Genomic DNA, 18137 nt, shown 5'->3' on the forward strand with positions numbered 1-18137 from the left:
CGGTCCATGCCGGCCGTCAGGCGAATTTGGCCAGCGGATTCGCGAGCCTTCCCGCCTTCTGCAGGCCGCCGGACGGGTCGGCCAGGTCCAGCATCTGCTGGTTGTTGCGCAGCTGCAGCCGGTTCAGGCAGGACAGCTCGAAATCCGGTGCGAACAGATCGTGGCGGGCAAACTGCTCCGCGAGTTCCGGGTGCTCGGCCTGGTAGCTGCGCACGGCTTCCGCCGCGGTGCGCCAAAATTCCCCGCCGCTGAGCACGCCGTCTTCCTCCAGGAGGGCGGCAACGAAACGGAAGATGCAGTCAAACACATCGGTGAAGATGGACAGGACCTTGTCGCCGTCCGGAATGTCCGCCTTGATCCTTGACACCGCTTCGGGCAGGTCGAGCCGGTCCCCCATCACCACAATCTCCTCGGCGATGTCCTTCATGACGGCGCGGACCGGCACGCCGTTCTCGAGGACCAGGATCACGTTCTCACCGTGGGGCATGAACGCGAGCTCGTAGCGGTACAGGCAGTGCACCAGCGGCACGAGGTACGCCTCGAAATACTGCCGCAGCCACGCACCCGGCTCCAGCCCGGACTGCTCGATCAGCGCGGACACCATGGGTTTGCCGGCGGCGTCGACGTGCAGGAGCGAGGCCATTGTGGCGAGCTGCTGCCCGTCCTTGAGCAACGGCAGGGGGCTCTCCCGCCACAGGGCTGAAAGCATCTTGCGGTACGGCGAGCCCTTCGCAGCGGCAGCCTCGTAGTAGCCGTTGTGGTAGCCGATGGCCGCCACTTCGCGGATCATGGCGAGCCCGCGGCCCTGCAGTGCCCCGTCGCCGTCGATCAGGTCCCGGAGCCAGTCATTGATCGCCGGGGTCGCTTTCATGTACTGCGGCGACAGCCCGCGCATGAACCCCATGTTGAGGACGGACATGGCAGTCTTCACGTAAGTCTTCTGCGGTGCGGCGGTGTTGAAGAAGGTACGGATGGACTGCTGGGCCTGGTAGCTGTCGGCCCCGATGCCGAGGTGGACGATGTGCCGCTGGGCGATCTCGGCCCCGAACGTGACCGTCAGCTTGTTCTCCCACTGCCACGGATGCACCGGCATCAGGAGGTACTGGTCAGGGTCCAGTCCAAGGGCACCGAGCTCGGCGCCAAAGAAGGCCAGGGCGCCTGCCCCCAGTTCGGCTTCCAGATGGGCGGCGTACTCCAGCCCCTCGCTGGACGTGAAGACCGCCTTGCTGCGGTGCACCGCAATCCATTCCAGCTGCACCGGGGCTCCTGCCTCCGGGGCGAAGGCACGGTAGTCAGAGATGCCGAAGCCCAGCCGGCCGTTGTTGGCCACGAAGCACGGGTGCCCCTCGGTCATGCTGCGTTCGATCGTCTGGAAGTCGGTGGCCACGTCCGCTCCGCGCGTCACACCGGCTGCCAGTTCGGCCGAGGACGGCTGGCCCACCCACTGTTTGTAGGCATGGCTCGAGAGGGTGCTGCTGATCTCCTCAAGGTAGACGGGGAGCATTTCCTGGCGGATGCCCAGGGTGCCGGAGAACTCGGTGATGAAGGTGAGCGCGTCCAGCGGGGCGTCCTGCCCGTCGCGGCAGCAGGTAATGGAAGCCGCTTCGATGGACCAGTGGTCCAGCTGCAGGACCCGGGCGGAGAAGCGGTATTCGGCGGTGCCGTCGTCGCTTCGGACCCGGTACCCGCCGCCGCTGCCGCCAACCGGTTCCGGAACGAGGATCCGCTCGTGCGAGAACTCGGCGAGCGCCTTGCGGACCAGGTGCCGGTTGGCAGCGGCCCAGCGTTCCGGCGCGAGGTGGGTGGCCGCATTGCCTGCGGTTACGGCAGATTCAAATTCAAGGGTGGTCACAGTGATGCTCCCTGGATGGTCGGTTTTGACGAACGGGCGGCGCGGGCGGCGTGGAACGCTTCGCGCGTACAGAAGCTGAGGAGGGCCTGTTTGTCCGGAAGGTTCACCTCACCGGCAGGCTCAAAGCCCAACCGCGCGTTGAGCACGTGGATCTTGGTGTTGCGGGCGTCGGGCTCCACCACCACGCGCTCCACACCGGGCTTTTGGAAGAGCCGCTCCAGGACCGACTCCATGACGTCGGCAGTGAACCCGTTGCGGGGCGTCGCCTGCGGCGGAGCCACCAGCAGGTGCATGCCGATATCGCCCGGCTGGACGGCATAGACACTGTTGAGCGGCGAGGACTCCGGCAGGTACTCCTCCATCAGGAAGGCGGGAACGCCGTCGTCGATCCCCAGCAGCGCATGGTGGTGGCCGCTGGACTGGATCCTGGCATATTCCCCCACGACGTCCTCGACGGTCGCGTTCAGCATCCCCCAGAAGGAGGCGTACGGGCGGGTGACCCAGCTGTGGAGGAGCGGCGCGTCGGCCTGCGGATCGAGGCAGCGGAATGTAAAGCTCATACGGGCACCTCCGCCGCGGTTACTCCGGCCGGCACAGCCACGTCCGCCGGCACGGGCGACGGAAGCACCGCAGAAGGAGCGCCGAACTCCTGGAAGGCAATGCTTCGCTCCACGGGATAGACCTCGCGGCCCAGGATCTCGCGGAGGATGCAGGAGTTGCGGTAGGCGGCCATGCCGAGGTCCGGCGTGACGAAGCCGTGGGTGTGGAGTTCGGCGTTCTGCACGAAGATTTCGCCTGGTTCGACGCCGGTGCTGTAGTTGCGCTGCACGGCGAACCTTCCGGCGCTGTCCCGTGCAATGCGGTTCTGCACGCCGCCCAGGAACTTTGGCTCGCGGTAAACGTAGCCGGTGGCGAGGACAACCGCCTCTGTCTCCAGCGAGTAGTCCGCGCCCTGTTCCTCATGCCGCAGCTGCAGGGTGTGCGAACCTGCGGCAGGATCCCACGACGCGCCGGTGAGCGCCGAGTGTGTCAGCAGCCGGGTGTCCACCATGCCGGAGAGGCTCTTGGTGTACAGGAGGTCGTAGATCGCGTCGATGAGCTCGGAGTTGATGCCTTTGTAGAGGTTCTTCTGGTTCTTGATGAGTGAGTCACGCCGGTCCTGCGGGAGCCCGTGGAAATAGTCAACGTACTCCGGCGAAGTCATCTCCAGCGTGAGCTTGGTGTACTCCAGCGGAAAGTACCGGCCGGAGCGGGTGACCCAGTTCAGCTGGTACCCATGCACATCGATGTCCTGAAGCAACTCGTAATAGATCTCCGCCGCGCTCTGTCCGCTGCCGACGATGGTGATGCTCCGTTGCTTCTGCAGCTCGTCCTTCCGCGCCAGGTACTCCGCGTTGTGCAGGACCAGCCCGCCGGCCCCCAGGATCCCGCGGCACGCGTCCGGGACATAGGGCGATGTTCCGGTGCCAAGCACCAGCCGGCGTGCGCGAAGCACCTCCGGCCCTGCCTGGCCCTCCACCGAAAGCGTGTACACGCCGTCGTCGTACGTCACGTCGGTGACGTCCGTGCCAAACCGGACCGACGGCAGCTGGCCGGCCACCCACTGGCAGTACTGGTTGTACTCGGCACGCAGCGGGTAGAAGTTTTCGCGGATGTAGAAGCGATAGAGGCGCCCGGTCTGCTTGAGGAAGTTCAGGAACGAGTGGGGGGACGTCGGATCCGCCAGGGTCACCAGGTCCGCCATGAACGGCACCTGCAGGTGGGCGGGCTCCAGCATCATGCCGGGGTGCCAGTCGAACGATTCGCGGCGCTCGAGGAACACGCCGTCCAGGCCTTCGATCGGTTCGCTCAGGGCGGCGAGACCAAGGTTGAAAGGCCCGACGCCGACGCCGGCGAAGTCGTAAACGCGGCCTGTGTTTGAGGTACTGCTCATGCGTGTGCCTCGGTCCGTGCGGCCGGGCCGGCGGCAAGCAGTCTTTCGCCCGAGCTCCGCAGCAGGTCGATGATCCCGCGGATGTCCTCCAGCGTTGCCTCGGCGTTGAGGAGCGTGAACTTCAGGTAGTGGCGTCCGGCCACCCTCGTACCCGCCACCACAGCCTGGCCCGACGCGAACACGGCCGAGCGGATGGCCGGATTCAGCTCATCGGCGGCGTCCTCCGGCAGCCGCGTTCCATTTGCCAGGACAGGCCGGTACCGGAATACCAGCGTGCTCAGCTGCGGCTCGGCCGCGAGCTCGAAGTCGTCGTCCGCCGCGAGAACCGAGCCCACGCGGGCAGCCAGGTCGATTGCTTCGTCGAGCAGCGCACCCACGGCGTCGGCGCCCATGATGCGGAGGGTCAGCCACAGCTTGAGGGCGTCAAAGCGGCGTGTGGTCTGGATGCTCTTGTCCACCTGGTTGGGGATCTCGGCGCGCGCCGCAGTTTCCGGGTTCAGGTAGTCGGCGTAGTAGGTGACATGGCGCATCATTGCACCCTCGCGCACCAGCAGCGCACTGGAACTGACGGGTTGGAAGAAGGTCTTGTGGTAGTCCACCGTGACGGAGTCCGCCAGCCGGATGCCGTCCAGAAGGTGGCGGTGGCGGTTCGAGACCATCAGCCCGCCACCATACGCGGCATCAACGTGGAACCATGCGCCATAGGCGCCGGCGAGGGCGGCCAGTTCGGCCAGCGGATCCACGGCGCCGAAGTCAGTAGTCCCGGCCGTCCCCACAACCGCCATGGGAATCAGGCCGCCGTCGGAGGCCGTGGCCAGCGCGCTGGCGAGGGATGCCGGATCCATCCGGTGGTCCGCCGTGCAGGCTACGGACACGACGGCGTCGAACCCCAGCCCCAGCATGGAGGCCGACTTCTGGATACTGAAGTGGCTGTCCACCGAGGTGAAGATCCGCAGCTTCTCAAGCAGCAGCGGAAGACGCAGTCCCCCGTTCGCCGGATCCTGCCGCAGCCGGGCCACTGCGTGATTGCGGGCAATGAGCAGCGCCTGCAGGTTGGACTGACTGCCGCCGGACGTGAACACGCCGTCGGCCGTGTTGCCCAGGCCGAGGCGCTCTGCCGTCCAATCGATAAGGCGGCGCTCGATCATCGTCGCGCCTGCACTCTGGTCCCACGTGTCCATCGAGGAGTTCACGGCCGAGAGCACCGCCTCCCCCACGAGGGCGGGAATGACCACCGGGCAGTTCAGGTGGGCGGCATACTTCGCGTCATGGAAGTACACGGCGTCGCGCAGGTAGGTGTGCTGCAGTTCCTCGAGGGCGGCCGCCGTGTCCGGCAGCGGCCGGTCGAGGTCCACTGCCGCCACGCGGGCCTTCATCTCGGCCGGGCCGACGCCGGTGAACGGCTGCGAGGTGCGCTCGAGTTTGGTGGCCACGGCGTTGACGCCCTGCAGGACCTGGGCCACGTAGCGCGGGGCATTCCGGGCGTTGAACAGCTGGTTGCTGGCGGCGAGGGCGAGTTCCACGCCAGACCCGAAGTCCAGGCCGGACGGGTCCTGGGCGACCTGGTCCTGGGCGACCGGGTCCTGGGCAGACGTTCTTTGGGCGCGGGGACCGGCTCCGGCATCGAAGTCCACGAGTGGTTCATCCACGTCAGGCAGCAGCGTCATAGGTCATCCTTTTGTCGGCGTGATGTGAGACCGGCACCCGCCATGGGCGCCAAGCAAGGTAAGCCTTACTTAGGCGCACCTTTTAGTCAAACTTTCATGATCTAATTCGCTTTAACCGCGGAATCCGGAGGATCTTCGGCGTCACCCGTTGTCATTGACTTTCGCAAGGACGCGGAAAACCTCATAATGTCCGCCCGCGACAGGGTCAGTCAGGCGGGGTAGAGTTTCTGGCACAGCGATTTCTGGCACGGGGCTTCAGCCGCAGCAGGAAGCAGGGGGACATGTCCGGCAGTGAGCATGATCCGATCAATTTTCGGGAAGTGGATTCGCACGGAAATCCCACAGGATATGGGCGCATGCCGCCTGCCGGCGGCAGCCGCATCGGCCCATCGGTGGCCGGCCAGGGCGGGCCAGGATTTGGGCAGCCGGAATTCAGCCCGGCTGGCAGCGGGCAGCCGGGCTTCGGGCCGGAACAACCGGGGCAACTGCACGCTGGGCAGCCAACCGACGGGCAGCCAACTGTCGGGTTCGAGCAACCAGGGTTTGCGCCGTACGAGACGGCAGACTTCGGGCAGCGGAGCCCCCTGTCCGTGAACCCATTCATCGTTGCGCTGTGGGTGCTCGAGGCGATTCTGCTGGTGTCGCCGTTCGGCGTCTTCACACTTGCGCAGGAGTCCCTGAACTCCGGCACCGAACCGCAGGTCATGCCCGTGAGCTACATGTGGATCACGTTCGCGCCGCAGATGCTGTTCGCCGGGCTGGTCGGAGCCCTCGGCCTGCTTTTCTGGCACGCAGCGCAATGGCAACGGAACCGCGCTAAGCAGCCCCCGCCGTCGTAATCCCCACCAAGCGCGAACGAACACTTAAGCCCCACGCGCCAGCCCAGCCCGCCTACCCGGCGGGTACTTCGCTGTCCACTGGATCCTCCGGGGCAGCGCCGGCCGGGCGGGACGGCCCGGCCTCGGCCAGACGGCGCAGCCGGAGTTCCGCGGTGACTTGGACATACCAGAAGGGGGCGCCGAAAGCAGGGCTGGGCGTATCCAAATGCCGGTACAGCCCGTCCGCCAGCCGGGCCAACTCCGCGTCCGGGACTGCCGCGAGGGTTGCAGCAGGATCCACGGCAGCATTCAGGCATCCGTCCAGGAGGCGGAGCACTTCTTCGTCCGTCATGGCAGCGTCAGTCAAGGAACCGTCAGTCAAGGCACCGTCAGTCATCGCCCGCCCCCGTGGGGATCAGACACATCGGTTCACGGAAATCCGGAGTGATGCGCCGGCGATACTCAACCCGCACCGGCACACGCAGTTTTTGATTCAAAGAGATCCCTAAAAAGAGAGTCCAAAGGCCAACTGCATAGCCCTGCCCGATCGTACGGAAATGTCCCCGCGGCCACAAGTATCGCGGGCACAAGTATCGCGGGGTCACGGCACGGGACCCCGGAGGCGGCGTCAGGTGCCGAGCAGCTTGGGCGCGGCCGCCTCGGGCCAGTCAATGCACTGCGTGTACACCTCGTGTTTGCGCAGGTAGCGGGCGGTAAACGGGCAATGCGGAATGATCCGTTTGCCCGACGCCACAACATCGTCGAGCGCGAAGTGGATGAGAACCTTAGCCAGGCCATGGCCCTGGAACTGCTCGGACGTCTCCGTGTGGATGAAATCCACATGGCCGGGCTTGTCTACGAACCTGACTTCCACCGCCAGCTTTCCGCCAACGTGCAATTCGTAGCGGTGGAGCGCATCGTTCCGGAAGGTGGTGACGTCCGGGGTGAAATGGTCCTCGGTGGCTGCCGTGTTCTCCGTCATGGTTCGACATTGGCACTTAATGGCTGTGCTGGCAATGGCCGCGTGCCGGGTGCGGGAACACGGCCCAGCAACAGCACGGCCAGTGCAAAGCAGGCGGCGCCGCCGCCCAGCAGTCCCAGCGTCAGGCCATTGACGGCGGCGTCAGCCACCGGAACAAAAACGACGACGGCGGCGGTCACCACGGCGGCCGGTGCCCGGCCCCGGGAGTGTAGGGCCGGCGTCGGCCGTTCCTCCAGCCGCCCGAACACGAGAACCGCGGGCAGCAGGAGGAGGACCACGCCCAGGAAAACGAGCGGGCGCGACCACCACCATTCTGCGGTGCCCGAAGCCGGTTGGGGAAAGTCCGTCAGCAGGAGCAGACCGGTCATGGCCGCCAGCAGCGGCAGGTGCCAGAGGTAGACCGTCATGGCGTGGCGGCCGGCAACGGCCACAACCGCGCTTATCCAGCGCACGGCGGCGAGTGCGTTCAGCAACGGCCGGCCGAGCTGCAGTACCGCCGCCTGTGAGACGCCGAGCAGGACCAGGCTGAGGTTGGGCGGATTCAGGTTCACCAGCATGTTGTCCCGGTACAGGCCCAGCACCACCAGGACAACCATGAGCAGGTTACTGGCGGCGATCAGCCCCACCAGCCGGGACCTGCTCCACCGGTCCAGCCAGCCGTCCGCCAGAAAGAACCCGAGTTGCTGCACCGCGCACCAGACGAACACCATGTTGATGTAGGCGAACGTCGGGAAGGCGCCGCGGAGGCAGTCCACTGTCACCACGAGCGCCACCAGCCCCAGGAGCGTCAGCCACGGGGCACGCCGGTGCAGCGTCACCAGGAGCGGAATGTTCAGCTGGGCCGCCAGATAGGCAGCCAGGAACCACAGCGGCATCCCGGCCCCGCTGGCCAGCAGCTGCACCACCTGCGGATCCACACCGGCCAGCAGCGCGCCCCACAGGCCGACGAACATTGCCGCCAGCAGGGCCGCCGCGGGGCGGACCAGCCGCAGCAGCCGGGACTGGACGAACTCAAAGCCGCTGCCCCCGCGCGTCTGCATGCGCCGCCAGGACTGGGCCCCGGTGATGCCCCCGGCCACGAAGAACAGCGGCATCACCATGAAGATCCAAATGACCGGCTCGAACCAGTCCTGCTCGGCCAGGGTGTTTTCTGTCGTGACAGTGCCGTCGGGGTGCAGCACCGGGCTGGTCATCATGCAGTGCGCCACCACCACAAGGACGAGGCAGCCAAAGCGTGCGAGATCGATAGCCAGGTCGCGGGCGGGCACGGCAACGTCTGCCCCCGGCTCCGGCTCCGTGGAATTCTTCATGGCGCCCCCACCACTGGAACTCGCTTACATCATTGTGCTTTCCATTGTGCGCCAACCTGCCCCACATGTGGGCGCCTGCTCCACAAGTCGGCGCCGGAGTTTTTGTCCACGTATTGGCCTCTAAAGGCCCCCGAACTCTCGATACGTGGACAAAAACTCCATCGTCAGCCCCATCGTCAGCGGCTGAGGATCGCCAGCGTGCTCGTGCCGAAGTCCTTCGCGGTGGTGTTCCAGCGGGCCAGGAGTCCCTGCAGGTTCTCACCATCGGCCCGGTGCGCGGGAAGCTGTTCCTCGAGTGTGGCGAGGACGCCCGTACGGAGTTCGGTGTTGAAGTTGACCTTGCCTACGTTCATGGCCGGCGCCTTGGCCAGGTCGTCCGCCGGAATGCCGGAAGCGCCATGGAGCACCAGCGGGATGTGTGTCCGGACGGCGATGTCCTGCAGGACATCCCAGCGCAGCCGCGGCTCGCCTTTGTACTTCCCGTGGACATTGCCTACGGCCACCGCGAGCAGCTGTGCGCCCGTCCGTGCCACGAAGTCCTCCACCTGGGCGGAGTCGGTAAGCCCGGCGACCTCGTTGCCCCCGGCGTCCCCTTCGGCGCCGAAGGCCCTGTCCTCATCGCCGGCCAGGCCGCCGAGTTCGGCCTCCAGCACCACACCGGCATGCCCCTTGGCCTCAAGCGCGGAGCGCACCGCACACACCAGCGCGACGTTCTCTTCGTAGGGCAGCGCCGAGCCGTCTGCCAGGACGGAGTCCGCGCCTGCCTCGACGGCGGCAATGATGACCTCAAGATCGGAGGCGTGGTCGAGCTGCACAGCAACCGGCACGGACGCGGCGTCGGCCAGTCCCCGGAGCGCGGAGATGAGCCGCAGTCCGTTGGCGGTGCCGGCGGTCTTGGGCGCCACCAGCAGGATGACGCCGCGCTGTGCCTCCTCCGCTGCGCTCACTACCGCCAGTGCCGTGGTGAAGTCGTAGCACGTAAACGCCGGCCCGGCCGACCCCCGCTTGAGTGCGGAGACCACCAGCTCATCGAGTTGCGCCCGCATCAGCCTTCCCCGGCGGTGCGCTTGGTGGGGGCAACCACCTTGATGACGGCAGAGTCGTCGGCGGCTGCCAGCCCATGGGCCTGGCCCAGCAGGTACAGCTGCTCGGCGGCGGCGGCAACGGGCGTCGCCAGGCCAGCACTGCGCGTGGCCTTGCCCACGATGCCCATGTCCTTGACGAAGATGTCCAGGCGGCTAAGCACCTCGGCGCCCTCCTCGGTGTAGGCCTCCAGGATGCGCGGTCCGCGGTTGGACAGCATGAAGGAGCCCGCGGCACCCGCCTCGAGGGCGGCCAGGGTCTTCGCCTGGTCCAGGCCCAGCGCGTCGGCCAGCGCCATGGCCTCGGCGGCTGCCGCGATGTGGATGCCGCACAGCAGCTGGTTGACGGTCTTCAGGGCCTGGCCGTCGCCTGGCTTGTCGCCCACGACAGTCAACGTGGAGGCGAGCAGCTCCAGGACCGGACGTGCCGACTCCAGCGCCTTGGGTTCGGCTCCGACGACGATCAGCAGGTCGCCTTCGCCGGCACGCTTTGGCCCGCCGGACAGCGGGGCGTCCACGAGCCCGACGCCGAATTCCGCCAGGCGGGCGACAGCGGCCGGAATGGCCTCCGTGCCCACGGTGCTGGTCAGGATGACGACGGCGCCCGGCTTCAGCACGGAGGCCACCCCGTTCTCCCCGAACAGGACGTCGTCGAGCTGTTCGCTGTTGCGCACGGCGAGCAGCAGGGCGTCAGTGTCCTGGGCGGCGTCCCGGGCGGAAGCGAAGGTCTGCACGCCGGCTTCTTCGGCGAGGCGCAGGCGCGGTTCGGCGATGTCGAAACCGTGGACGGTCAGCTGGCTGGCGAGGCGGGTGGCCATGGGCAGTCCCATGGCGCCCAGTCCGAGGACGGTGACTGTGTAATTCGAGGTCATAGTGTGCTCTCCGTTGAAAAGTCTAGAAAGTGTTGCTGAGCTTGCTGGTGACCTGGGCGAGCGACTCGTCATCGCCCACGTTGCCGGCAAAGACGATGTACGGGATCCCCTTGGCGGGACCGTCGACCGGCTCCCAGAGGCTCACGATGCCGGGCAACATGGGTCCGCGGACGATCGCGTGCCGGATCTCCAAGCCGTGCGCGGCAACGTCCGAGGACGTAATGCCACCCTTGGCGATGACGAACCGCGGCGGGAAGGTCTTCAGCGTCCGGTTCACTACGGCGACGACGGCGGCAGACACGGTGCGCGCGATCCGCAGGCTGTCGGCCGGGTCGTCGGTCTTGATGAGCAGGCGGCTCGTGTGGACGATGACGTCGCCGCTGCGCAAGGCCGCCACGACGGCGTCGACGGTCTGCTCGAGGTAGGCGGGTGCATCCTCGTCCAGCAGCTTTTCGACGTCGATCTCCACAATGCGTGCACGGCTGTGCCGGTCGGTGAGCACCTTGAGCTGCCGGGTGGTCACGCCCACGTGGGAGCCCACGACGATCAGGCCGCCGGCTTCGGACGGGGTGTTGCCCGCGTAGGCCTCCTCGCCGCTGAGCTCAGGCCGAATGTCCTGGCCGATCCGGGCGCGCATGAACGGTGGGCCAACCCGGTACAGCAACTTCTTGCCACGGCGCTCGGCCTCCTCCAGCCCCAGAGCCAAGGCCCGCATGTCGTTTTCCGTGACGATGTCCACCACAATGGGCGTGGACTGCGTGGCCGGCTCGATGACGTCGGCGATGGCCTTGGCCGAGACCTCAGCCTGCCCGGTGGCGGCGCCGGCGCGGATGATGTTCAGATCCAGCACGATCACGGAGTCTGCGGCAAACCGCCCCTGCGACTTTTCTTCCACGTACTTGGCCATCTCGGAGTTGGCGAAGCCGAAGGTGGCGTCCTTGGCGAATTCCGTCTCGGCAACGGGGGTCAGCTGGCCGGCCTCCGGGCCGCGGGTGTAGTGCACGCCGCCAATGGTGATGCGGCCGGCGTCGGGAAATGCGGGAACCATCACAACGCCGTCGGTGGCCTCGCCGCTTTCGGCTGCCACCGTGGCGGCAATGACGTCCGGTTCCAGGGGGAAGTGCCCGCGGAGGGTAGAGTCGCTGCGGCTAACAAAACCCAGGTTGATGTCCCCTTCGCCGTCGCGGGCAGCGGCCAGGGCGTTACGCACCACCTCTTCATTGCGGGCGGCCGCTTCTTCGGGGTCGAGGCTGCGGGTGTTCGTCAGCACGTACACGGCCGGTTTACCCTGATGGAGAGCCCACTGGAAGTCCTCGACTTCCCAGCGGGTGAGCACAGGCAAGTCCGCAACAGACTGCGTGCCGGTGGGGTCGTCGTCGAGCACCACGAGGACGCGGGGGGATGTGGCGGCCGTAGCGGCAACAGCGTCTGCGACCTGCCGGGCAGGGATCTGGAGCTCGGCGGGAAAGGCGGCCAGAACGTCGGATTCGAGGGGCACTGTGCACTCCGTTGTGTCGAAACTGTCTTACGGACATTTGTCAGATGTCAGACATCTGTTCTTTGGTGCTAGTGTGGCATAACGCACAGCACGTGCGCAAGTACACTTTTTGGCAGATATCCCGAGCCGTAAAAGGCCGCACACGCTGAACGGAAAAAATGGCACGCAAATCACTGGTGGGCGTCGTCGCCGACGAACTCCTTGACCGCATTATCTCCGGCGAGTTTCCGCCGGGCAGCAGCGTGCCGGGAGAACTGGAACTCAGCGCACGGCACGACGTCAGCCGCATGACAGTTCGGGAGGCGATGAAGACCCTTGAGGCGCAGCGCATCCTGAGTGTGGAACGGGGCCGCGGGACGTTCGTGAATCCACTCAACCGGTGGTCGTCCCTTGAGGCAGTGCTGCGGGCCGCATCCGAGGGGCAGAACGGCCCGGCCGCCGCGGTCCAGCTGATCGAGCTACGGCGGATGCTAGAAACGGGCGCCTGCGAGCTGGCGGCCCACCGAATCACCGACGCCGAGCTCGAGGGCCTTCGGGACTGCGTGGCGGACATGCGGAAGGCGCACCAGGGAAACGACGTGGCAAGCTTTGTTGCCGCCGACCTGGCTTTCCACGATCAGATTCTGCACGCGTCCGAGAACGTGTTCGTGGCAGTCCTCTTCGAGCCGCTGCACCGCGTTCTGGAGAAGGGACGGACCGAAACCTCGAAGGTGCCTGACATCCAGGAGCATGCGATCGGGCACCACCAGAACATTTACGAGGCCCTGGCTGCCCGCGATCCGCAGCAGGCACGCAATGCCATGGACGCCCACATGCAGCAGACCCTCGACGACCTCAGAAGCTACGTGCTGGAAGGCTAGTCCCAAGGCGTCCCGTCCGATACTCTGCAGGAACGGCCCGCAGCCGGGTATCGGTGGCGATCACGAGGAGCGAAGTTGTCTAATAACACCTACAGCATTTCTGAAATTGTCGGAACCTCGACCGAAGGCGTCGATGCGGCCGTCCGCAACGGTATTTCCGACGCCGCGAAGACCCTGCGCAACCTGGACTGGTTCGAAGTCAAGGAAATCCGTGGCCACCTCGAGAACGGGCAGGTGGCGGACTGGCAGGTCACTCTCAAGCTCGGATTCCGCCTGGAGCGGGACTAGATCGCACCGTGATCTCACGCGCGCGCCGGCGGGACTGACCGCGCGTTGGCAGATTAACTAGGGCGGTGCCGGCTTTCATTCAGCCGGCACCGCCCTACTTGCTTAATCCTGGCCGGTAGCACTCCGGCGCCACACGGTGGCGATCCCGCGGAATGCCGGAAATACCTGTCCTTCAAAGAAAGCGTGCGCCTCGTCCGGCGAGTCGGCGGGGGCCCACAGTCCCGACGCCGGGCAATGGGTTCCAGTCGAGGCGGAGGGTGTGTGGCGTTCCCGAAGCAGTGCGATGCGTTTCATCGTTGAAGGTCATCCTTGGGTCGGAGGGCTGGGAGAAGTTCTCCTCCAAGGCTAGGAAACGCGCCACACCGGCCCAATGGACGAATGGATAGAATCCGGCCGTCCGGCTGGGCATCAGCACAGGGCCGCCTAAGCGTGGCCTCAGGTGCTACCGGGCGGGCGGGCGCTGGGGATCCTCCAGCGCCGGCTCATCAGGTTCGCCGTCCGGACCCGTGGGCGGTCCCGGGTTGTCCTGGTGCGGAACTGCGGGTTCCTCTTGGGGCGGGTCCTGATTAGGGTCGAAGGGGAATCCTTCGGGCGTACCGTCCTTCGGCTGGTCCGTCGGGTTCTGCTCCGGATCGGCGGGCGTTTCGCTCATGGTCTGGATCCTTAGCTGTTGGAAGGGCCGGGATTATTGTCCTGCCAGGCCACTCCAAGGATTACCAGCGCCGGCATAGTTAGTCCAGAGCACCCAGCCCTTGAGCGACCCTCCTTGATTAGTCCGGGCGTGCCGCCAGTTCACCGGGCGCCGTCAGTTCACCAGTTCGGTGCTGGAATGCCGGCCGGTCCACTTGCGGTGGCTTTGCTCCAGTTCGACGACGTCCCGGCCAAACGAGGCCACCAGGGCCACGAGCGCCAGAAAAACCGCGGCCATGCTGATTCCACCGGGCACCCCCGGCGTCAGTGCTAACAGCAAGGCGAAGGGCTGGAAGGCGCCAATGACCTTTCGCAGTCTCTTAATAGGCAGCGTGCGTTTCAGTTGAGGCCGGAACCACCCGGCCGCGACGAACGCGTACCACATGAGCCCGATAGACAGCACCCAGGGGCCGGTGATGGGCACAGCTGCGCACGCCAGCACAAGGACCAGCGCTGCATCGGTCTGGACGTCCAGCCGGCCTCCCGCCGGGCTCACACAGGCAAATCGGCGCGCAACGGCCCCGTCCACCGCGTCAAGAAGAAAAGCTGCCGCACCCAGCACGACCACCTGCATGCCGGGCCCAGTCCCACCGAACATCGCCGGGACCGTTGCCGCCGCGCAGCACGCCACCAAGACAGCCCGAGTCAGGGTAACGCGGTCCGCAGCCGTGGTCAGCCGGGGCTTGCGGTTGAGGATGGAAGCCGCAGCATTTCCCATCACCGCCAACCCGGCAGCTATGGCGGCAAGGAAGTACGTTGCTCCAGCCCCTGCAACGGTCAGGATCCAGCCCCCGGACACAAGGAAACCAGCCATGGCAACGCCTACGTCCACCAAAGCGCGCCTACCGAGCAAGACCTGCATATGCCTCCTTGCGCTCATCGTAACAACAGGCTGCGCACGAGCATTCGCGGGCTGACCTCGGAAGACAGCAAAAACGTGCCGTTAGGGCAGCAAACGGGGTCTGGGCAAACTGCCACCGATAGGAAAGACTCTTCCGCATGGCACTCGCACCAGTCATCGAACTGAACGACGGCAACCGGATACCTCAGATCGGCCTTGGCACTTGGCCGCTGAACGACCGGGAGGTGCGTGACGCCGTCGTACGGGCTGCGGAAGCCGGGTACCGGCATATCGATACGGCCGTGCGCTACGGGAACGAGTCCGGCGTCGGTTCCGGAATCCGTGCCAGCGGCCTGGACCGGGCGGAGTTCTTCATCACCACTAAGCTGGACGGCGAATTCCAAGGTGAAGATCTGGCCGCGGCCGGCCTTGAAGGGTCCCTGAGGCGCCTGAACCTGGATTATGTGGACCTGCTGCTGATCCACTGGCCGCTCCCCCGCCGCGGAGAATTCATTTCCACGTGGAAGACCTTTGAGCGGCTGCAGGGCGAAGGGAAAGTCCGGTCGATCGGCGTCTCGAACTTCAAGGCCGCCCATTTGGAAAAGCTCATGTGGGAGACCGACGTTGTGCCGGCCGTGAACCAGATCCAGATCAACCCGTCAGTGACCCGCTCGGCGGACTGCACCTACAACGAGCGGCACGGGATCGCCACCGAATCGTACAGCCCGCTGGGTGCGGGTTCGGGGCTGCTTTCCGCGCCCGTGCTGACCCGAATCGCTGGCAAACACGGCCGGACCGTAAGCCAGGTGGTCCTGCGCTGGCACGTCCAGCAGGGTCTCGTGGCCATTCCCAAGTCCGCCGATCCCCACCGGATGAAAGAGAACATCGATGTCTTCGATTTCGCTTTGGATGAGGAGGACCTGACGGCCATCAGCACCCTCGACGAAGGCCCCGAGGCGGGAGTAAATTCCGACGTCCAGGGCCACTAAGGCCTGGGCCCGGGCGTGCGCTGCCAGTCCCTTCCCACCGGAAGCCGACTGGCAAAAAAATAGTAAGCATGATTAGTATTGAGCAGAAGGACGAAGCGTACCCGGCAATCCGGGTAACTCCTCTAGATGAAGAAGGAACGATAAAAGATGGGTTTTTTCGCATTTCTGATTCTTGGCCTCATTGCCGGAGCCATTGCTAAGGCCATCCTCCCCGGCCGGCAGGGCGGCGGCATTTTCATCACGCTTCTGCTTGGCGTGGTTGGCGCAATTCTCGGTGGTTTCATCGGCAGCGCGCTCTTCAATGTGGGCATCAACGAGTTCTTCTCGCTGTCCACATGGCTGCTGGCGATCGGCGGCGCGCTGATCGTCCTGCTGGTCTACGGCATGATTACCAAGCGCACGGCGCGCTAGACAGAAGAGTGCCGGAACCGGCTCCGGGAACCACCCGGGGCCGGTTTCCCGCCCCAGGCCCACCGGGCCGATTCCAAATCGTACAGATCCCCCTCAAGAGCAGGAGATCATCATGAAATCCAAACTTCTCTTCGGCGCCGGACTCGCTGCAGGCTACGTGCTCGGATCCAGGTCGGGCCGGGCAGCGTACGACAAGCTCAAAGCGCGGGCCGCAGGCATCTGGGACAGCAAGCCGGTCCAGGACAAGGTCACGGCAGCAACCGAAGCCGTCAAGGAAAAGGCCCCCGACGTCGGTGACCACCTGGCTGAAGCCGCGCGCCGGGCTGGGACGGTGCTCAGCTCAGCCATGCATCACGATACACACGCTGATACTGCTTCTACTGGCTCTGCTTCTGCCGGTGCCTTTGCTGACAGCGGGCACGTCCCCGCCCACAGCACACACCCGGAAACGATCAACCTTGGAACCTCCGATGTGGAGTCCGATCCGGCGCTCAATGACAGCACGGGTCAAGACTGGTCGGACGAGGGCGGCGCCACTCCCGCCGGCGCCGCCACAAACGTGAATCCGGACAGGCAATAGCTCCAGAGTTGGCTGCTTTCGCCTGCATCCCGGGCGGTGTGGGCCAGAGCTGAAAAATGTCAGACCCCTTTGACAATGTTTTCCTATGGAAGCCATGGGGGAAAACGCAGACGGTATGTCAGGCCGGGCAGCACTGCCCGGCCTGCGTGCTGCCCTGCCAGACGCTCCTGCTTCCGGGTGCCCGGCTGATGCCGGAACTGGCACCGCCGTTGCGGACACATCTTCGTCCGACGGCGGTGCTGCCGCCGGCTTCGGGGCCCGCATGGCCCCGGTCACAACGTTAAATGTCAGACCCCCTCATCAGACTTGTTCCATGGAAGCTCTTGGGGGGCATGGAGCGAATGTCGGGGCCGGGACTGATGTCCCGGGCGTCAGTGCTGCTGCCCTGCTGCGCGGCCGCGGGCTACGCAGCGTTCCGGGCGCTGGCACCCCAGCAAAGGACACGTCCGACGGCGGTGCTGCCGCCGGGTTCCGTTCTGACGCCCCGGCGTCCGACGGCGGTGCTGCCGCCGGGTTCCGTTCTGACGCCCCGGCGTCCGACGGCGGGGCTCCCGCCGGGATCGCGGCTGATTCCGGTTCCGCCGGCCAAGCATCCACAGAGCCTGCATCCCCGGCGCGTGCCACTCCCAATCTGCAGGCGTCCCTGGCGCTGCTTGACTCGGCCACCAGTTCGGCGCCCGAGGAACTGGCCGCTGCCAACTTCCTCCAGGCGGCCGATTTCGCGGAACTGACCGAGGAACTCTCCCGCCGGATCGAATACCTCCAGCTGCAGGCCGCCGCTGCGGTGGACCGGACCCGGGCCGAGGCGATCAACGCCGCCGGAGCAGCCAGCCGCGCCGCCGGATGGACCACAGGCTGGGGCACCGACCCCGAACCCGAACCCGCCGCGGCCAGCACCGCTGAACCCGCCAGGGCCACGGCCGCCGCAGTCTCCTCTGATACCGACACGCCCAACACCACGGCCCCCAACACCACGGCCCCCGGCACCACGGCCGCCGGCACCACGGCAGACGGCGCAGGCACCGCCACGCCGGCAACCCCCGCCAGCCCGGTGGCCTGGTCCCCGGCCGACGACGGGGCCAGGAACACCGCCGAGTTCCTCCGCACCCGGCTCCGGATCAGCACCACCGAAGCCCGCCGCCGCCTCGCCCTCGCGAACGCCACCCTCCCCAGCACCGGACTCGCCGGCCGCCCCATGCCCCCCGAACACGAAGAAACCGCCGCCGCCCTCACCGCCGGAATCATCGCCTCCCGCGCCGGAACCATCATCACCACCGCCCTGGACAAAGTCCGCCACATCCCCAACCCCGGAACGATCGCCGAAATGGAACACAACCTCACCCTGACCGCGATCGAAAACGACCACGATTTCCTCACCCGCATCGCCCACCGCTGGATCGACGCCCTCGACCAGGACGGCACCGAACCCTCCGAAGAAACCCTCCACCACCGCCAAGGCGTCTT

Annotated in this window: 19 protein-coding genes; 7 read left to right on the forward strand and 12 right to left on the reverse strand. The window is 66.2% G+C overall.

What is annotated here, in order from left to right:
* Nucleotides 1–16: 16 nt before the first annotated feature.
* The 4 genes from ACFQ50_RS02415 to ACFQ50_RS02430 are packed head-to-tail and all read right to left on the reverse strand — an operon-like array spanning nt 17 to nt 5452.
* Nucleotides 17–1852 carry an IucA/IucC family protein gene (locus tag ACFQ50_RS02415; protein ID WP_377993930.1) on the reverse strand — a complete coding sequence of 612 codons (1836 nt, stop codon included), beginning with the start codon at nt 1850–1852 and terminating at the stop codon, nt 17–19.
* A complete protein-coding gene (locus ACFQ50_RS02420; protein WP_377993931.1) occupies nt 1849–2412 on the reverse strand; it encodes a GNAT family N-acetyltransferase in 564 nt (187 codons plus the stop codon). The genes ACFQ50_RS02415 and ACFQ50_RS02420 overlap by 4 nt, the downstream gene beginning before the upstream one ends.
* A complete protein-coding gene (locus tag ACFQ50_RS02425; RefSeq protein ID WP_377993932.1) occupies nt 2409–3785 on the reverse strand; it encodes a lysine N(6)-hydroxylase/L-ornithine N(5)-oxygenase family protein in 1377 nt (458 codons plus the stop codon). Before ACFQ50_RS02425 ends, ACFQ50_RS02420 begins: the two co-directional genes overlap by 4 nt.
* Nucleotides 3782–5452: a pyridoxal phosphate-dependent decarboxylase family protein gene (locus tag ACFQ50_RS02430; protein WP_377993933.1), complete on the reverse strand. Its 1671-nt coding sequence runs from the start codon at nt 5450–5452 to the stop codon at nt 3782–3784. The genes ACFQ50_RS02425 and ACFQ50_RS02430 overlap by 4 nt, the downstream gene beginning before the upstream one ends.
* Before the next feature lie 356 nt (nt 5453–5808).
* On the opposite strand from ACFQ50_RS02430, the gene ACFQ50_RS02435 reads away from it, so the two are divergent.
* Nucleotides 5809–6291 carry a hypothetical protein gene (locus ACFQ50_RS02435; protein WP_377993934.1) on the forward strand — a complete coding sequence of 161 codons (483 nt, stop codon included), beginning with the start codon at nt 5809–5811 and terminating at the stop codon, nt 6289–6291.
* A gap of 52 nt (nt 6292–6343) precedes the next feature.
* Here the strand turns inward: ACFQ50_RS02435 and ACFQ50_RS02440 are convergent, their stop codons facing one another.
* From ACFQ50_RS02440 to ACFQ50_RS02465, 6 genes are all read right to left on the reverse strand, one after another.
* Complete coding sequence (locus ACFQ50_RS02440) at nt 6344–6622, reverse strand: hypothetical protein (RefSeq protein WP_377993935.1); 279 nt, start codon at nt 6620–6622, stop codon at nt 6344–6346.
* Between the two features lie 276 nt (nt 6623–6898).
* Entirely contained in the window at nt 6899–7252 is a 354-nt protein-coding gene (locus tag ACFQ50_RS02445; RefSeq protein WP_377993936.1) for a GNAT family N-acetyltransferase, read from the reverse strand.
* Nucleotides 7249–8562, reverse strand: coding sequence for an acyltransferase (locus ACFQ50_RS02450; protein ID WP_377993937.1), 1314 nt, complete (start codon nt 8560–8562; stop codon nt 7249–7251). Before ACFQ50_RS02450 ends, ACFQ50_RS02445 begins: the two co-directional genes overlap by 4 nt.
* A 176-nt stretch (nt 8563–8738) precedes the next feature.
* Nucleotides 8739–9608 carry a class II fructose-bisphosphate aldolase gene (locus tag ACFQ50_RS02455; protein ID WP_377993938.1) on the reverse strand — a complete coding sequence of 290 codons (870 nt, stop codon included), beginning with the start codon at nt 9606–9608 and terminating at the stop codon, nt 8739–8741.
* Nucleotides 9608–10516 (reverse strand): NAD(P)-dependent oxidoreductase, encoded by a 909-nt coding sequence (locus ACFQ50_RS02460; RefSeq protein WP_377993939.1) that lies wholly within the window; start codon nt 10514–10516, stop codon nt 9608–9610. The genes ACFQ50_RS02455 and ACFQ50_RS02460 overlap by 1 nt, the downstream gene beginning before the upstream one ends.
* Nucleotides 10517–10538: 22 nt before the next feature.
* Nucleotides 10539–12014, reverse strand: a complete 1476-nt coding sequence (locus ACFQ50_RS02465; protein WP_377993940.1) for a four-carbon acid sugar kinase family protein — start codon at nt 12012–12014, stop codon at nt 10539–10541.
* 158 nt (nt 12015–12172) lie between these two features.
* On the opposite strand from ACFQ50_RS02465, the gene ACFQ50_RS02470 reads away from it, so the two are divergent.
* Nucleotides 12173–12874 (forward strand): FadR/GntR family transcriptional regulator, encoded by a 702-nt coding sequence (locus ACFQ50_RS02470; RefSeq protein ID WP_377993941.1) that lies wholly within the window; start codon nt 12173–12175, stop codon nt 12872–12874.
* A gap of 75 nt (nt 12875–12949) precedes the next feature.
* The gene (locus ACFQ50_RS02475) at nt 12950–13162 is read left to right on the forward strand and encodes a dodecin (RefSeq protein ID WP_003799328.1); all 213 of its coding nucleotides are present in this window, start codon (nt 12950–12952) and stop codon (nt 13160–13162) included.
* 442 nt (nt 13163–13604) lie between these two features.
* Here ACFQ50_RS02475 and ACFQ50_RS02480 read toward each other — a convergent pair whose 3' ends face one another.
* Nucleotides 13605–13814 (reverse strand): hypothetical protein, encoded by a 210-nt coding sequence (locus ACFQ50_RS02480; protein WP_377993942.1) that lies wholly within the window; start codon nt 13812–13814, stop codon nt 13605–13607.
* Between the two features lie 153 nt (nt 13815–13967).
* The gene (locus tag ACFQ50_RS02485; protein WP_377993943.1) at nt 13968–14666 is read right to left on the reverse strand and encodes a CDP-alcohol phosphatidyltransferase family protein; all 699 of its coding nucleotides are present in this window, start codon (nt 14664–14666) and stop codon (nt 13968–13970) included.
* A 185-nt stretch (nt 14667–14851) separates the two neighbouring features.
* Here ACFQ50_RS02485 and ACFQ50_RS02490 point away from each other — a divergent pair, with 185 nt between their 5' ends.
* The 4 genes from ACFQ50_RS02490 to ACFQ50_RS02505 form a co-directional block, all read left to right on the forward strand.
* Nucleotides 14852–15682, forward strand: a complete 831-nt coding sequence (locus ACFQ50_RS02490; protein ID WP_377993944.1) for an aldo/keto reductase — start codon at nt 14852–14854, stop codon at nt 15680–15682.
* A gap of 147 nt (nt 15683–15829) precedes the next feature.
* The gene (locus ACFQ50_RS02495; RefSeq protein WP_236806325.1) at nt 15830–16093 is read left to right on the forward strand and encodes a GlsB/YeaQ/YmgE family stress response membrane protein; all 264 of its coding nucleotides are present in this window, start codon (nt 15830–15832) and stop codon (nt 16091–16093) included.
* 112 nt (nt 16094–16205) lie between these two features.
* Nucleotides 16206–16673, forward strand: a complete 468-nt coding sequence (locus ACFQ50_RS02500; RefSeq protein ID WP_377993945.1) for a hypothetical protein — start codon at nt 16206–16208, stop codon at nt 16671–16673.
* 313 nt (nt 16674–16986) lie between these two features.
* The coding region (locus ACFQ50_RS02505) for a DUF222 domain-containing protein (RefSeq protein ID WP_377993946.1) at nt 16987–18137 on the forward strand (1151 nt) is incomplete at its 3' end.

The organism is Arthrobacter sp. NPDC056493 (assembly GCF_042795115.1).
Taxonomy (GTDB): domain Bacteria; phylum Actinomycetota; class Actinomycetes; order Actinomycetales; family Micrococcaceae; genus Arthrobacter.

Bases quoted from the DNA above. Each gene is read 5' to 3' on its own strand.
- ACFQ50_RS02420 (WP_377993931.1), bottom strand. From the start codon at position 2,412: ATGAGCTTTACATTCCGCTGCCTCGATCCGCAGGCCGACGCGCCGCTC.
- ACFQ50_RS02425 (WP_377993932.1), bottom strand. From the start codon at position 3,785: ATGAGCAGTACCTCAAACACAGGCCGCGTTTACGACTTCGCCGGCGTC.
- ACFQ50_RS02430 (WP_377993933.1), bottom strand. From the start codon at position 5,452: ATGACGCTGCTGCCTGACGTGGATGAACCACTCGTGGACTTCGATGCC.
- ACFQ50_RS02435 (WP_377993934.1), top strand. From the start codon at position 5,809: ATGCCGCCTGCCGGCGGCAGCCGCATCGGCCCATCGGTGGCCGGCCAG.
- ACFQ50_RS02440 (WP_377993935.1), bottom strand. From the start codon at position 6,622: ATGACGGACGAAGAAGTGCTCCGCCTCCTGGACGGATGCCTGAATGCT.
- ACFQ50_RS02445 (WP_377993936.1), bottom strand. From the start codon at position 7,252: ATGACGGAGAACACGGCAGCCACCGAGGACCATTTCACCCCGGACGTC.
- ACFQ50_RS02450 (WP_377993937.1), bottom strand. From the start codon at position 8,562: ATGAAGAATTCCACGGAGCCGGAGCCGGGGGCAGACGTTGCCGTGCCC.
- ACFQ50_RS02455 (WP_377993938.1), bottom strand. From the start codon at position 9,608: ATGCGGGCGCAACTCGATGAGCTGGTGGTCTCCGCACTCAAGCGGGGG.
- ACFQ50_RS02460 (WP_377993939.1), bottom strand. From the start codon at position 10,516: ATGACCTCGAATTACACAGTCACCGTCCTCGGACTGGGCGCCATGGGA.
- ACFQ50_RS02470 (WP_377993941.1), top strand. From the start codon at position 12,173: ATGGCACGCAAATCACTGGTGGGCGTCGTCGCCGACGAACTCCTTGAC.
- ACFQ50_RS02480 (WP_377993942.1), bottom strand. From the start codon at position 13,814: ATGAGCGAAACGCCCGCCGATCCGGAGCAGAACCCGACGGACCAGCCG.
- ACFQ50_RS02485 (WP_377993943.1), bottom strand. From the start codon at position 14,666: ATGGCTGGTTTCCTTGTGTCCGGGGGCTGGATCCTGACCGTTGCAGGG.
- ACFQ50_RS02490 (WP_377993944.1), top strand. From the start codon at position 14,852: ATGGCACTCGCACCAGTCATCGAACTGAACGACGGCAACCGGATACCT.
- ACFQ50_RS02495 (WP_236806325.1), top strand. From the start codon at position 15,830: ATGGGTTTTTTCGCATTTCTGATTCTTGGCCTCATTGCCGGAGCCATT.
- ACFQ50_RS02500 (WP_377993945.1), top strand. From the start codon at position 16,206: ATGAAATCCAAACTTCTCTTCGGCGCCGGACTCGCTGCAGGCTACGTG.